The 15,875-nt window shown below is 40.1% G+C and carries 12 protein-coding genes; 2 read left to right on the top strand and 10 right to left on the bottom strand.

The window, feature by feature from the left end; translation table 11 throughout:
- Positions 1 to 70: 70 nt before the first annotated feature.
- Genes P9E47_RS17340 through P9E47_RS17330 form a run of 3 tightly spaced genes read right to left on the bottom strand, consistent with a single transcriptional unit; the run spans position 71 to position 4,421 of the window.
- Positions 71 to 1,312, bottom strand: coding sequence for an efflux RND transporter periplasmic adaptor subunit (locus P9E47_RS17340; RefSeq protein ID WP_326164139.1), 1,242 nt, complete (start codon positions 1,310 to 1,312; stop codon positions 71 to 73).
- Positions 1,313 to 1,356: 44 nt separating this feature from the next.
- Positions 1,357 to 3,717 carry an ABC transporter permease gene (locus tag P9E47_RS17335; RefSeq protein ID WP_326164138.1) on the bottom strand — a complete coding sequence of 787 codons (2,361 nt, stop codon included), beginning with the start codon at positions 3,715 to 3,717 and terminating at the stop codon, positions 1,357 to 1,359.
- Positions 3,717 to 4,421, bottom strand: coding sequence for an ABC transporter ATP-binding protein (locus P9E47_RS17330; protein ID WP_004430898.1), 705 nt, complete (start codon positions 4,419 to 4,421; stop codon positions 3,717 to 3,719). Before P9E47_RS17330 ends, P9E47_RS17335 begins: the two co-directional genes overlap by 1 nt.
- 280 nt (positions 4,422 to 4,701) lie before the next feature.
- On the opposite strand from P9E47_RS17330, the gene P9E47_RS17325 reads away from it, so the two are divergent.
- Together P9E47_RS17325 and P9E47_RS17320 are read left to right on the top strand one after the other, a co-directional pair.
- Positions 4,702 to 6,192 (top strand): peptide MFS transporter, encoded by a 1,491-nt coding sequence (locus tag P9E47_RS17325; RefSeq protein WP_004430895.1) that lies wholly within the window; start codon positions 4,702 to 4,704, stop codon positions 6,190 to 6,192.
- A gap of 343 nt (positions 6,193 to 6,535) precedes the next feature.
- Positions 6,536 to 7,522, top strand: a complete 987-nt coding sequence (locus P9E47_RS17320; protein ID WP_004430892.1) for a diaminopimelate dehydrogenase — start codon at positions 6,536 to 6,538, stop codon at positions 7,520 to 7,522.
- Positions 7,523 to 7,783: 261 nt separating this feature from the next.
- Here the strand turns inward: P9E47_RS17320 and P9E47_RS17315 are convergent, their stop codons facing one another.
- From P9E47_RS17315 to P9E47_RS17285, 7 genes are all read right to left on the bottom strand, one after another.
- Positions 7,784 to 8,269, bottom strand: coding sequence for a PaaI family thioesterase (locus P9E47_RS17315; protein ID WP_004430891.1), 486 nt, complete (start codon positions 8,267 to 8,269; stop codon positions 7,784 to 7,786).
- Between the two features lie 153 nt (positions 8,270 to 8,422).
- Positions 8,423 to 10,975: a bifunctional diguanylate cyclase/phosphodiesterase gene (locus P9E47_RS17310; protein WP_326164137.1), complete on the bottom strand. Its 2,553-nt coding sequence runs from the start codon at positions 10,973 to 10,975 to the stop codon at positions 8,423 to 8,425.
- Positions 10,976 to 11,140: 165 nt separating this feature from the next.
- Complete coding sequence (locus P9E47_RS17305) at positions 11,141 to 11,848, bottom strand: ABC transporter ATP-binding protein (RefSeq protein ID WP_326164135.1); 708 nt, start codon at positions 11,846 to 11,848, stop codon at positions 11,141 to 11,143.
- Positions 11,841 to 12,626 carry an ABC transporter ATP-binding protein gene (locus P9E47_RS17300; RefSeq protein ID WP_004430886.1) on the bottom strand — a complete coding sequence of 262 codons (786 nt, stop codon included), beginning with the start codon at positions 12,624 to 12,626 and terminating at the stop codon, positions 11,841 to 11,843. Before P9E47_RS17300 ends, P9E47_RS17305 begins: the two co-directional genes overlap by 8 nt.
- Positions 12,616 to 13,563 carry a branched-chain amino acid ABC transporter permease gene (locus P9E47_RS17295; protein WP_004430884.1) on the bottom strand — a complete coding sequence of 316 codons (948 nt, stop codon included), beginning with the start codon at positions 13,561 to 13,563 and terminating at the stop codon, positions 12,616 to 12,618. Before P9E47_RS17295 ends, P9E47_RS17300 begins: the two co-directional genes overlap by 11 nt.
- Before the next feature lie 12 nt (positions 13,564 to 13,575).
- Positions 13,576 to 14,451, bottom strand: coding sequence for a branched-chain amino acid ABC transporter permease (locus tag P9E47_RS17290; RefSeq protein ID WP_004430882.1), 876 nt, complete (start codon positions 14,449 to 14,451; stop codon positions 13,576 to 13,578).
- 104 nt (positions 14,452 to 14,555) lie between these two features.
- Positions 14,556 to 15,755, bottom strand: coding sequence for an ABC transporter substrate-binding protein (locus P9E47_RS17285; protein ID WP_004430880.1), 1,200 nt, complete (start codon positions 15,753 to 15,755; stop codon positions 14,556 to 14,558).
- Between the last annotated feature and the right edge of the window lie 120 nt (positions 15,756 to 15,875).

Here is a 15,875-nt window from a genome sequence, read left to right as displayed (position 1 = left end):
TTAATTTTAGTATAACATGGTAGAATACTAATTCAACTAACGCTGGAAAGAACCAGTTTGACGCTTACATCTATTTAACTTCCTTTCCCTCTTTTATCCCCTCAAGCTGAGGATTTTTGACAACTAGATCACCAGCTTTTAGACCTTTTTCAATCACAACCAACTCGTCAGTCTCCATGCCTTTTTCAACCTTTTGTATCGTCACTTTCCCATCCTTTACTAGCCATAATGCATCGCCATCATCATACGGAAACAACACAACCTTTGGTACGGCTAGTTTATTTTCCTGCTCTAATGTAGTGAACTTGACGTCCAACGCATAGCCCGGTCGCAGCTCTGGAGCTTTATTTGCCTCAGGGGCTACCGTTACTTTTACCTTATGCTCAGTTAATCCCAACGCTGAAATTTTTTCCTCAGCTGCCGGTGCGATGGCTGTTACAACACCTGGAAATTCCAAATCGCCATTTTTTCTTTTTTGAATCAATGTAACCGTCATGCCTTCTTCCACGCTTATGACGTCCTCAGTTAAAAGAAATACTTCAACCCGCAGCTCATCATTGGAGGTCAACGTCATTAAAGGGGTTTGCGCTGTTACCATTGCCCCTTCCCGAACAGGCAATTCATTCACGATCCCGCTGATTGGCGCAACAATTCTATTGTTTGAGATTAAATATTTAAGATGATCTATTTGCTCAGTTAGTGATTCTTTTAAACCTTTAAAATACTGATCCGTTCCTGCCAACGGCTTAGATTGTTCTTCTATTAGCTTTAACGCTTGTTCCTGCTGCAACAGGTTATTTTCAAGCTGTTCCACTCTATTTTGGGCATCATCTAATTCTTTTTTTGAAACGGCCCCGCTGTCGTATAATGTTTTGATTCGATTATAATTTTGCTTTTCAAGTTCGATTTGCCGCTTCGTTTCATCCATCATTAACTGCTGCTGCTTTTCTTGAGCTACATACGGGGTCCTTTTTGCCTGTTTTTCCTGACCGTTGATGCTTTCGAGCTGAGCCTTCAACTGACTGAGCTGCGATTCGAGGTCCTTTGATTCAATCTGAACAAGCAAATCTCCTTTGTTCACCTGTTGTCCTTCTTTGACAGGAATATTGATTATTTTTCCGTTAATGACACTGTACACAGGCCGCTCGACCGCTGCTGTCACAAGCCCTTCTTCCTTAAAGGACTGGGATATCGTTTGTGCTTTAACTTCAAGCAGCTCTGCTTCAAGGGGTTTTGTAGAATTATAGACAAAATAGCCGCCTATACCTAATGCCAAAATTGCTCCGATGATCCACTTTAAATGTGATTCCATTGTGCCTTCTCCTCCCGGAACACGGGGACGGTTCGCGTGTTCCACTATTCTCTTTCCTTCAAAACCGCCACCAAATCAAGCTGCTTTACTTTCCTAGAAATCGAAGCTTGCGAAACTGCTATGGCAAAAATCGTTCCGATAAAAGCGAGCACAATCGCATTGCCGCTCGTTCCCGGCGGTATTGTATACAGATCATTACTCATACTTGTCGACATCATTTGATTCATTAAAAACGCCAACGGAATCCCGGCTATCATACCGAAAAAACCAATAAACCATTGCTCGACCGATACAACCTCCATCACTTCCTTCGGGGTCATCCCCATCACACGAAGGGAAGCTAGCTCTCTTTTCCGCTCCGCCAATGAAATAATGCTAGAGTTATAGACAATGGCAAAGCCAGTGATGATTGAAATAAGCGCCATCACCCACATCGCATAGACGGCCGAACCCATCAGTTCCTCGTATTTATCGATCATTTCCTGCCGGACCTCAATTGTGCTTATATATTTCGATGAACGATACTCATCTTTTAATGACGGCATCGCCCGCTCATCGATTGCAATCAGGGCAGATGTCATCATCTCGCCTTGCTTTAACAGCCCCAGTAGCGCATCCTGATTCATATAAATATTGGCCCCTAAATATTGTGGAATAATTTTTTCAATCTTAATATTCAGCTTTTCGTCCTTCGCAAAAATACTTTCCACCTGGAGCACATCGCCAACCTGAACACCAAGCTTATCAGCAACCTGTTCAGAAACCATCATTCCTGACTTCGGAACCTCAAGGCTGTTTCCCTCTTTATCAAATACATTGTAAAGCTCCGAATCAACAGAAATCCCTAATGCAATCACATCTTTTTTATGATTTAAAAATTTCAATGAAACTGGTATTTCGAGAAATGGCTCGACTCGTTTTACCCCGTCAACATCGTTCAGCTCACGGATGACATCTGAGCGCGGCATTGGTTTTACAAAGGTCAACTTCACATCCTGCTTTTGCACCCTTGTAAACTGATCCATGATCATCGTTTCTGACATACTTGATAAAGAAAAAAAGGACGCCATCATACTAAAAGTAAAAATCATTCCGATAAGTGTGAAAATACTCCGGTTTTTGTTTCTCAACAAATTTCGAATGGCCATCCGTCCCTGGACATTGAATGCCCGCCAAAACCCAGGGATTTTTTCTAAAAATGTCTTTTTTACAAAAGTCGGCACAACAGGGTGCATTGCCTCTGCAGGTTGAAGACGGATCACACCTCGTACACCTTGAAAGGAGGCGACCGCACTGAAAAGCACCGCCATTATGATGCCAAGATAAAAATACTTCATGGAGGTATGTGCCCCAATATTGGGGAGGTTAAAAAACATCTGATAGATCTGTAAATAATATTTTGAAACCCAAATGCCCAAAACCCCTCCGAGCACTCCGCCAAAAATACCTATAAATATGCCATACCATAAATAATGAAACAGTATTTCCGATCTGCGATAGCCAAAGGCCTTCAATGTACCAATTTGACCTCGTTGTGACTCAACAAGCCGTTTTAACATGATATATAAAATAATCGCTGCGATTATTAGAAAAATCACTGGGAGGCTACTTGCCATTCTTTCGAGCTGCTTTAGTTCTTCTGTCAGCATCGCATTACTAAGCTGGTCTTTGGCAGCATAAAGGCTCTCCAGCTCATAACGTTCTAAATCTGACTTGACCGCTTGTTCAACATCCTCATAAGTCACGCCCGGTTTAAGCGTGAACGAAATATCATTTACCAAGCCTTTTTGATTAAAAAGCTGCTCCATATCCTCATATGGTACGTAGGCCACTTCGAAGGTCAGCGGATCTGAAGCCACACTCTGAAGCTCCTTCAGAGCATAAATATACTCGGGACTCATCCCCGTACCACTAACAGAAAGCTCCACTTGCTTCCCTTCAATAATTACATTGATTTTATTGCCAATTTGCAACTGGTGTGCCTCATAAAATTTATCAGCAACTAAAATTTGCTGCCGGTTAGTCGAAGGAAATGCACCCTTTTCAAGCTTAATGCCGTTCAATTCATTTCCTTCCGGGGCATGCAAAGAAATCAATCTAAGATAGACATTTTCCTCCGTATCCGGCATCAACACCCTAACATCTTTTACAAGACGGCCACTGACTACATCAATTCCATCTATTTCTTCCAGTGCTTGAGCCCTTGTAATCGGAATAGCTTTTACCTTAGCAAAACCATCGGCAAAGCTGTATTCCTGGTAAAATTGATCTTTTGCATTAAACAAACCGTCTTTTGCAATCGACATCGATGTATAGGTCATCAGACCAATGGCGATGACGATTGCACAGGCGATATAGGCGACTTTATTTTCAAGAATATCTCGGAACATTTTGCGCCACAACATTACCAAGACACCTCCTCCGGGTCAAGAGGGTGTTCGTTCACTTGAATTTTTTCAAGCCTTCCATCTTTTATAAAAAAAACACGGTCTGCCATATCGGCAATGCCAGCATTATGAGTAATGATCATCACCGTTTTACCCATCGTTTTATTGAACTCACGCAGCAGCTCCAGCACCTGAATTCCAGTAGAGAAATCTAAAGCCCCTGTTGGCTCATCACATAATAAAATCTCCGGGTTTTTGGCGACGGCGCGAGCAATCGCCACCCTTTGCTGTTCACCCCCCGACAATTGTGCCGGAAAATGACCGGCCCGGTCAGCCAACCCCACTTGAGCCAAAACCTCCATCGGATCGAGGGGGTTCCTCGCAATTTGGGTCGACAACTGAATATTCTCAAACGCCGTTAAGTTTGGCATTAAATTATAAAATTGAAAAACAAAGCCTACTGCATTGCGCCGGTATTCCGTTAAAATTCTCTCGGTCGCCTGATGTAATGGCTGTTCTTGATAGTAAATTTCTCCCGAACTTGCCGTATCCATGCCGCCGATTAAATTAATCATTGTACTTTTTCCGGACCCACTTGGACCTAAAACGACAATAAATTCACCTTTATTTATTTCAAAATTAACATCCCTCAATGCTTGGACAGTAACCTCACCCATTTGGTAGACCTTCGATACTTTTTTTGCAGTTAATAGAACGGTCATAATCTCACTCTTCTCCAAAATGAAGTTCGAAAATGTATAGAAATCTCACCTTTACCATACATTAAAAGTTAGGAAAAAGATGTTAATTTTTTTTAACAATTAGTTAAAGTTTCATTGTTTTCCTGCAATTCAATTAATTGGTTATATTAAAATAATTTTATAAAATTTAAAAATATATGATAAAACTATATTTATCAATGCTTACAAAATTTTATTTTGACAATTTTGAGTAATTAAAAGTATTATAAAATAGTATCAAATTTTTTATGGAGGTTTCACTATGGCTAAATGGAGTAAACAAGAAATAGTGAATAGCGTCCCACAAAAAGGATTCTTTGGCCATCCTAAAGGGTTATTCACGCTATTCTTTACTGAATTTTGGGAGCGTTTTTCTTATTACGGAATGCGGGCAATCCTTGTTTTCTATATGTATTATGAAGTGTCAAAAGGCGGATTAGGACTGGATGAAACTACAGCGCTTTCAATCATGTCGATTTATGGATCGTTAGTCTATATGTCCGGTATTATTGGAGGCTGGCTGGCTGACCGGATATTCGGTACACAAAAAGCCGTTTTCTACGGTGGGATTTTGATCATGTTTGGTCATATCGCCTTGGCTATTCCTGGGAACATAGCAATGTTCTTTATTTCAATGGTACTTATCATTCTTGGTACAGGTTTATTAAAACCGAATGTTTCCAGCGTAGTTGGTGATATGTATGCGGAAACGGACGACCGCCGTGATTCTGGTTTTAGTATTTTTGTTATGGGGATTAATGCTGGTGCCTTTATTTCACCGTTAATCGTTGGCTCTGTTATGAAGACAAGCTTCCATTTAGGATTTGGGATTGCTGCAGTCGGTATGTTTGCAGGATTAGTAATGTTTGTGTTAACAAAGAAGAAAAACTTAGGTTTGGCTGGTACTCAAGTAGCAAACCCATTATCACCTGAAGAAAAGAAAAAAGTATTTACTAGAATTGGGATCGGGATTGCACTCATTGTTATTTTATGTGTTGTTTTAATTCCTGCCGGTATTTTAACAATTTCTGTATTTATAAAACTCGTCGGTATTCTTGGCATCTTAATACCAACTATGTATTTCGTTGTAATGTATCGCAGTTCAAAAACGACGGATGTTGAGCGTTCTCGACTACTTGCTTATATTCCATTATTTATTGCAGCCGTTATGTTCTGGTCGATCCAAGAACAAGGTTCAACCATTCTTGCTAATTATGCAGACAAGCGTACACAATTAGATTTTGCTGGAATGCATATTTCTCCAGCATGGTTCCAATCGTTAAACCCATTATTCATTATTATTTTAGCTCCTGTATTTGCATGGTTATGGGTGAAGTTAGGTAAGCGCCAACCAACAACCCCACAAAAATTCTCATTGGCGTTGCTATTCTCTGGACTTTCATTCTTAGTCATTCTTTTACCAGCCTATTTCGGCGGTACAGGGGGATTAGTAAACCCATTGTGGTTAGTTCTTAGCTATTTAATCTGTGTAATCGGTGAATTGCTGTTGTCACCTGTTGGTTTATCAGCCACTACCAAACTGGCGCCAGCTGCATTCTCAGCTCAGACCATGAGCTTGTGGTTTTTATCTAATGCAGCGGCACAAGCAGTTAATGCACAGATCGTTAAGTTCTATACACCTGAAACAGAAATGGCTTACTTTGGAGTAATCGGCGGTGCTTCCATCGCATTGGGAATTATCTTATTGGTGATCTCTCCAAAAATTCAGGGGTTTATGAAGGGTGTTCGTTAATTTTGATACAAAAGGCTGTCCCCATTTGGGAACAGCCTTTTTTCTGAGTCAGAGGGTCGGGTTCTGTGGCCCGCAGGGAACTGTGGCCCACAAACCCACTGATCCAACACAAGATTCATCTCACTCCGATATTGATTTTATCCAAACAATATATTGTTTCAACTTTTAATCAAATATAAAATAGACGTGGGATATCTTGGAGCCTTTTACAAAAATATTGTATTCAACAAATTTGGACAGTTGAAAAAATGGATGGTATACTAAATCATCATGACAGAATCTAATTGAGAACGTTTGTCATTTGCGAGTGCTTATTTTTATTTTATATTTGGAGGAAAATAATATGGGAAATCAAATTAGACTTGGGATTGTAGGATACGGAAACATTGGGCGAGGTGTACAAGCTGCTGTTAAGAAAAATAGCGACGTTGCTCTTTCATATGTTTTTACAAGAAGAGCGCCTGAAAGTGTTAATGTCAATGATGCAAGTATTAAAGTACTTTCTATTGATGAAATTGAAAACTACACAAATGAAATTGATGTATTGATTTTATGTGGCGGTTCTGCAACTGACCTTCCCGAGCAAGGCCCTGCATATGCAAAACTATTCAATACAATCGACAGCTTTGATACTCATGCTAGAATCCCTGAGTATTTCGAGTCTGTTGATGCATCAGCTAAGCCAAATAATAAGACAAGCATCATTTCAGTAGGATGGGATCCAGGTTTATTCTCGTTAAACCGTTTAATGGGAGAAGTCGTAGTACCTGATGGTGCTACCTATACATTCTGGGGTAAGGGCTTAAGCCAAGGCCACTCAGATGCGATCCGCCGTGTTCAAGGCGTTAAAGCCGGCGTCCAATATACTATTCCAATCGAAGAAGCTGTACAGCGTGTACGCAATGCTGAAAACCCTGAGCTTTCTACTAGAGAAAAGCATTTAAGAGAATGCTGGGTAGTGGCTGAAGAAGGTGCAGATCTTGCGGAGATTGAAACGGCTATTAAAACAATGCCTAACTATTTCGCAGATTACGACACAACTGTAAACTTTATTTCTGAAGAGGAATTAAAAGCAAATCATTCAACAATGCCACATGGTGGATTCGTCATCCGCAGTGGCCAATCTAGCGATAATACGAACCATGTAGTAGAATATTCAATAAAGCTTGACAGCAATCCTGAATTTACTTCAAGCGTCATCGTTGCTTATGCACGCGCGGCTTACCGTATGAACCAAGAAGGTCTATATGGAGCAAAAACTGTATTCGATGTTGCACCAGGCTACCTTTCTCCTAAATCAGCAGCAGAATTGCGTAAAGAGCTTTTATAATAAAAATACAAGGGCAATCTAATTAGTCGATGCTGACTATTGGAGGCCCTTTAATTTTGCCCAAAAGCTTTGCCTGTACGGATATAGTGGCTGATCTAGAAGGAAAAGCAGGACTCCGGTCACTAAAAGGTTATTTAGAACCCGTATCATGAAAAAAAGTATCGCTCTAGTCACTAAAAGTCCGTGAACGTGCCCAATACCCGTGTCAAAGCCCAAAAGGGGCACGTCCCTTTTCGGACTGCCCCTTGGTTTTATTACTTATTAATCCTTCTTTGCAAACGTACTCGGCATAACTACAGCAATGACTTCACCGCGGGCACAAAGCGTGTCTTCTGCATAAACTTCGGCATTGACCTTCCACTTTTTCGGATGAATTTCTTCTACTGTTCCAATCGCTTTTAATGGTCCGCCATTGGGCGTCGGCTTTAAAAAGTCCACGTGTAGGGAAGCGGTTACAAAACGCGGCGGATCTGCTTCATCTCCTGGTTCATGTCCATTCTTTCGATGCAGAGCAAGTGATGCTGATCCTGTGCCATGGCAGTCTACAAAGGATGCGATTAAGCCTCCATAAACAAAGCCCGGAAGTGCTGTATGTTCAGGCTCAGGATTAAAAATAGTGACTGTATTTTCCCCTTCCCACCCTGTTCTAAAGTGATGACCACTTTCATTCAGTCTTCCACAACCATAACACCATGCAAAGTCGTCTGGATAATCGTCTTGAATCGCCTTTACTACCTTTTCCTCCATTACAAAACCCCCATTCCCAGCCCAAGCCTAGCCTCGCTTTGCTTGTCCTGTTTTCAGAATATTATAACATATTTTGGTAAAAAAAGCGATGCCTTAATTTTAAAAGTATCGCTCTGTTAACTTTAACCATTATTATAAATATTACAGCTTATCTCATTCCATTCCTTTTTCTACATAAGCTTCTACAACTTCTTTTGCCTTTTGCCCAATCGCATTAAATTCATCATACAATTTATCTGGCGGGAGCGGCTTACTAATTAAATAGCCTTGAACTTGTGTGCAATGCCGGCTTTGCAGCATTTCTTTTTGAAAAATAGTCTCCACACCTTCAGCGATGACTTCAAGGTTTAAGAAGTGCGCCATCGAAATGATCGTTGATATGATCGTTAAATCACTGTCTTTATTCACGATGTCTTGAACAAAAGACTTATCGATCTTTAAACGGTCCACAGGCAAATGCTTTAAATAAGATAAAGAAGAATAGCCTGTTCCAAAATCATCGACTGCGATCCGAATGCCCAACTCCTTTAGGTCATCCAAGGTTTTCTTCGTATGTTCGATATTCATCATCATACTTTCTGTTATTTCCAGCTCTAAATACTCGGCCGGCAAGCCTGTTTCCTCTAAAATGTCTTTGATCGAATCTACTAAATTTTGCTGATAAAACTGTCTGATTGATAGATTGACTGAAACCCGTAAAGGAGGAATGCCTCGGTCCTGCCACTCCTTCATTTGCAGGCAGGCTGTACGTAGAATCCATTGGCCAATAGGAATGATTAACCCTGTTTCCTCAGCAATCGAAATAAACTTAAGCGGTGAAATCCAGCCGTGGACAGGATGTTGCCAGCGCAATAAGGCTTCAAGTCCAATAACCTGGCCTTTAAAAATATCTACCTGTGGTTGGTATACAACATGAAGTTCATTTTTAGATAACGCATGGTATAAATCATTTTCAAAAACAAGATGATCCAATGCCTTTCCATCCATTGACAGCTCATAAAATTGTACTGACTTATTTTTGTTTTGCGCCTCCGCAAGGGCACTATTGGCATGTTGCAGCAAAATGTCTAGATTTGCCCCATCTTCAGGATAAAGAGCCACCCCGCATCTCATTGTCACATTTAATAGTAAATGCTGAGCTTGAATCGGCTCTTTGAAGCTTTGGTGGATTCGATTATAAATGGTTATGACTTCCTGCTCATCTCCTGTTGGCAGAACAAGAACAAATTCGTCCCCTGTCAGTCTGCATAACTGCATCTCTTTTGAAATGTTCTCATGAAGCCGGTTGGCCGCAGCTTGGAGAATCAAGTCTCCAAACGAATGACCCAACGCCTCATTAATATTTTTAAAACGATTAATATCCAGTATAAGAATAGCCGCCTTATTTGTTGGAAGGGTCTTAACTGTTTCATCCCATCTTTCTTTTAAATAACGGATATTCGGCAGCTTCGTTAATTCATCATAGAAAGCCATATATTGAATTAGTTCCTGGTCTTTTTTCATCTTAGTAATATCACGGAAAACCAAGATCGATCCCGTCTCTTGACCTTCCTCCTGGAAAGGGGAAGCAGCATATGAAACAGGAAAAATAACGCCATCTTTACGAATGAAGTAATCTTCATTAATCCGATATACTTTTCCCAGTTTACCAGCCCTTAACCCATAACATTTTTCACGGGGAATATAGCCACCGTCTTTATGCCGATGAATATAATCATGAACATTCTTTTGTAACAGCTCTTCCTCTGACCAGCCAAGAAGCCGTTCCGCCTCATGGTTCATATACGTTAATTCTCCATTACCATTCATTACAATGAGCCCTTCACCCATATTAGAAGTAATCGTTTGGAGAAACCTTTCATTTTGGATTAACAGGTTTTCCGTCTCTTTTTGTTTTAGAAATGGTTCTTCCACCGAAGATTGATAGACTGCCCTTTGCAAAAAATAGAAGCCTGCCAACTGAAACCAGTGGCCTATAAAGTTATTAACATCGTAAACACTTTTATAGGTTGTAAAAAAATAATCAGCGGTCATTAAATACACCGATGCCATTACTAACATAGAATTGAAAACTTCCTTCGAACGAAAGCGGACAGCAACAACATAAATAATTATTAACTCCACAGCCATTCCGGCATATTGAAGATTGTTTTTTAAAGTTGTTGTTCCAACTCCTTCTTTTACAAGGTCCGGAAATAAAGAGGTTGGGTAGTATAGGGCGATTAACCAAAATACTGCATACACCAAGGCTATTGTATAAGCTACAAACCTTTTGCGGGAGCTTACCAATCTATCCTTTGAGGTCACAATGAATAACAATCCTACAACCTCTGTTAGCCTTGACACCATAAAAAACCATGTGGCTTTATAAGCAGAGCTTTCAGATAGAAAAAACGGCATCCCTTTAAATGTGATAGCATGCGCCACTTCCAAGAGGCCAACCGCAAAAAATAACGCTCCGATCCACAACCGATAGCTTGATAGAATGTGAGGAAAAACCATCCACGATTGAATCGCAATTGAAAAAGCAATGGTTATGATAAAAAACTCCATAATTAAATGGATCGTTAAATAATTTTGTTCACCAAAAACTCCATACAATGATTCCCGAAAGAACACGGTTAAGAGTAAAAAAAGGACTGATAAGGCAATAATCGTTCCGTTTCCATTTTTTAATGTTAAACAATCTTTTAGAATCGATTTCATAGGGATACCTTCCTTCTAAAAAGGCGGTTATTTTATAGTAACTATACGCATATTGTACTATATCCTACGGTAGTTATAGGAATAATTTTTTAAAATAATAGTAAAAAAGAAAGAAGCAGGGGACGGTTCTTTTGCTTCCTTTACCGTCCCCTTGCTTCCCCTTCATTATAAGCCACCGAGATAGGCTTGCTTAATTTGTTCACTAGCTTGCAGTTCTTTCGCTGTTCCTGATACGACTACACGGCCGGTTTCAATAACATAAGCTTGGTTTGCGATTGATAAAGCCATATTGGCATTTTGCTCTACCAATAGGATCGTTGTACCAGTACGGTTAATTTCTTCAATTGTTGTAAAAATGGTTTTAACCATGAGTGGCGCTAGACCCATTGATGGTTCATCAAGTAAGAGCAGTTTTGGTCTTGCCATGATTGCTCTCCCCATTGCAAGCATCTGCTGTTCTCCCCCTGATAAAGTCCCTGACAGCTGTTTGCGGCGTTCCAACAGTCTTGGGAAAATTTCATATACTTTATCGAGGTCGTTACGGATTTCTTTTTTATCTTTTCTTAAATAGGCACCTAATTCTAGGTTTTCTTCAACGGTCATATTCGCAAATACGCGGCGGCCTTCGGGTACATGGGAAATACCCGATTTTACGATAGTTTGAGCTGGTTTACCAGCGATATTGCCGCCCATGTATTGGATTTCGCCATTTTTCGGCTTTAATAAACCTGACAATGTTTTTAGAAGAGTACTTTTACCAGCGCCGTTTGCACCGATTAAAGTTACAATTTCTCCCTCACTTACTTCTAAAGAAACCTCTTTAAGAGCTTGAATATTTCCATAGTAGACATCAATTTTGTCAACCTTAAGCATCGCCCGCGACCTCCTCTCCTAAATAAGCTTCAATAACCTTCGGATGGTTACGGATTACTTCCGGTGTACCTTCAGCAATAAGCTGACCATGGTCCAGCACATAAATTCTTTCACAAATCCCCATTACTAGTTTCATATCATGTTCAATTAAGAGAATCGTCAAGTCAAATTGGTTGCGGATGAAAGCAATTAATTCCATTAATTCATGTGTTTCCTGCGGGTTCATACCTGCAGCAGGCTCGTCCAACAACAATAGCTTCGGACCGGCTGCAAGTGCCCTCGCAATTTCCAATCTTCTTTGCTGTCCATATGGTAGGTTTTTTGCCTTTTCATCTTTTAACTTATCTAATTGAAAGATTTTTAGAAACTCAATCGATTTTTCCTCCATCTCTTTTTCACCGGAAAAGTGAGATGGCAAGCGGAAGACTGAGCTAAGAATGGAATGCTTCGCCAACGAATGATAGGCAACCTTAACATTGTCTAAAACAGACAGTTCGCTGAATAGACGAATGTTCTGGAACGTACGGGCAATTCCTTTTCGGGTAACTTTATAGGGTGGAAGTCCATTTAGGCGTTCACCGTTAAATAAAATGTCGCCTTCAGTTGGAACATATACACCCGTAAGTAAGTTAAAGCATGTTGTTTTTCCCGCACCATTTGGTCCAATCAGACCAATCAGTTCACCCTGATTGATTTCCATATTTACCTCAGAAACCGCCTTTAGCCCACCGAATTGGATGCCGGCTTTTCGAACCTGAAGCAAAGGTTTATCGGCCATACTCGTTGCCTCCTTTCGCATTCTTCCACTTAAATAAATCGGTGATTTCACGCGTACCCATTAAACCTTGAGGACGATATAACATCACGATAACAAGCACAAGACTATAGACGATCATCCGTGTTTCCGGATATTCCTGTAGGAATGTTGAAACAACCGTCAATAAAATTGCAGAAATGACGGCACCCGACAAGCTTCCAAGTCCACCTAATACAACAAAAATTAAAATATCAAAGGATTTGAAGAAGCCGAAATTCCCCGGCTGTATAATATAGAAGTTATGTGAGTATAAGCCCCCGGCAATCCCGGCAAAGAATGAACCTAACGCAAACGCAATGACTTTATAATACGTGGTATTAATCCCCATGGCATCGGCTGCAATTTCGTTTTCGCGAACGGCAATACAAGCTCGACCATGCCTTGAATTTGTAAAGTTCATAATAACTAGGATCGTAAAAAATAAACAAATAAAAGCATAGGTCCAAGTCGTTAAGTGTGAAACTTGCATTCCTGCCGCTCCACCCACATAATCAATATTTAAAAAAATAATCCGAATGATTTCAGCAAATCCTAATGTTGCAATTGCTAAATAATCGCCCCGTAAGCGCAAGCTTGGAATACCGACAACAAGTCCGGCAAGCGCCGCAACTACGCCACCAACGATTATCGCAACCGGGAAAGGCAGGTGCAATTTCATCGTTACAATCGCTGATATATAAGCACCAACCGCTAAAAAGCCGGCATGTCCGATCGAGAATTGACCGGTGATTCCAATTACTAAATGAAGACTGACAGCCAAAATCACATTAATACTGATAAAAATGAGCGTGTTCGTATAAAACGGATTTAGCATGCCGGAATTAATCAAAAATTGAACAGCTCCATAAAGTAAGACTGATAGAATGACAAATAGCCAAAACCCTTTTCCTTTTTTCATTGTGGATCTCACCTACACTTTCTCTCTCGTATTTTTACCGAAAAGACCGGATGGTCTAAAAATCAGAATTAATATGAGAATAACGAATGCTGCTGCATCTCTCCATAGAGAATAACCCATTGCTGTTACAATCGACTCTACTACCCCTAACAATAATCCGCCAACCATCGCCCCTGGAATGATCCCAATTCCACCTAACACAGCGGCTACGAATGCTTTAATACCAGGGATTACCCCCATTAATGGTTCAATTTTCGTATAATAAGCACCAAAAATGACGCCTGCTGCTCCTGCTAGGGCTGAACCGATCGCAAATGTTGCAGAAATAGTTGTATTTACGTTGATCCCCATCAATTGTGCTGCTTCTGTATCATAGGAAACGGCACGCATCGCCTTCCCGATTTTCGTACGTTGAACAACAATTTGTAAAATGATCATAAGAATAATTGAGATAGCTAGAATTAAGAGGGATTGACTGCTGATTTGAGCGCCGAAGACATCAAAAGTTTTGTTAGGCAATACACTTGGGTAAGTTTCTAGCTGGGCACCGCGAATATAAATTGTGCCATATTCGATTAGGAAAGAAACCCCAATTGCCGTAATCAATGCTGCAATCCTTGTTGCGTTACGAAGTGGTTTATAAGCAATTCTTTCTATTAAAACTCCAAATATTGCGCATGCTGCCATCGCTATTAGCAAGGCGGGAAGGAATCCTAAGCCCCAACCAACAATGGCATAAAATCCAATAAAAGAACCAACCATGAAGACATCGCCATGGGCAAAGTTAATTAATTTTATAATTCCATAAACCATCGTGTAACCTAAAGCTATTAAAGCATAAATACTCCCAAGCGATATACCATTTACGAGTTGTTGGACCCATTCCATAATTTCTCACTCCTTCAAATAAAATCCAAACATGTTCGGACAAAAAAAGGGAAATGGAAGAATTTCCTCCCATTTCACTCATTTCATCCTTCTCTCAGTTAATCTTAAGGATTAACTTTAGTTTTAAACGTTTGCTTTCCATCTACATATTCAACAACAGTGGTTGCTTTAATTGGATGGTGGTTTTCATCAATTGTAACTGAACCTGTTACTAGTGCTAAATCTTTTGTTGCTGCTAAAGCATCTTTAACTGCTACTGGATCTAAGCTGCCAGCACTCTCAATTGCAGCTTTTAATAGGTAAACTGAATCATATCCTAAACCGTTAAATGCATCTGGTGATTTTCCATTGTACTTCTCTTTAAACTTTGTAACGAAGTCTTGAATCTTTTGGTCCGGATCTTCAGCAGAATAGTGGTTTGTAATAAATGTGTTATTTAAAGCTTCAGCACCAGCTAATTCTACTAATTTTGGAGAATCCCAGCCGTCGCCACCCATTAATGGAATTGTAATTCCCATTTCACGAGCCTGCTTAATGATTAAGCCTACTTCTTCATAATAACCAGGAATAAAAATGAACTCCGGATTTTTTGATTTAATACGAGTTAATGTAGAACGGAAGTCCGTATCTTTTGCTACATAAGCTTCCTCAGCTACAATTGTTCCACCAGCTGCTTCAAACGTTTCTTTAAATGATGCTGCAAGACCTTTTGCATAATCACTAGCGTTGTCAGCAAAAATGGCTGCATTTTTTACACCTAGTTCATTTGCGAAGTTGGCTGCAACTGTTCCTTGGAATGGGTCGATAAATGATGTACGGAATACAAATTCATTTACTGATCCATCATCCTTTACAGTAACAGTTGGGCTAGTTCCTGATGGAGTAATAAGAACAGTTTGTGTATCGTTAGCAATTTGGGCTTGTGCCACTGTATTTCCACTTGTAGACGCGCCAATAATTGCGTTTACTTTATTTTGGCTTGTTAACTTAATAGCAGCATTTGTAGCTTCAGCTGCATCAGACTTGTTATCAACTTTAATTAATTCAATTCGCTTACCATTGATACCGCCAGCCGCATTGATTTCTTCAACAGCTAATTCAACACCTTCAGTGTTAGATTGACCGTAAGAAGCAACTTGACCTGATAATTCCATATTTACGCCGATTTTAATAACTTCAGCATCTGATCCTGCTTTATCTCCGCCACCTGAAGTTGCCGTTTCTTGACCGCCGCCGGAACAACCAGCAAGTATGCCCGCAAATAGCGTTGTTGTGATAAGAAGCTTTGAAAAACCTTTTTTCATCCTAATAAATCCCCCTTTTAATTATTCAATTATTCCGACAATATAGTCCATGCTGCTTCATTCTATTTTTCTATTAAGCGACAAAATCTATCAAAAACCCTTTATCAGAATAAAGAAATA

The sequence above is a fragment of the Schinkia azotoformans genome (assembly GCF_035811335.1).
Lineage (GTDB): Bacteria > Bacillota > Bacilli > Bacillales > Bacillaceae_J > Schinkia > Schinkia azotoformans.
This window is presented reverse-complemented; position numbering and strand designations above follow the sequence as displayed.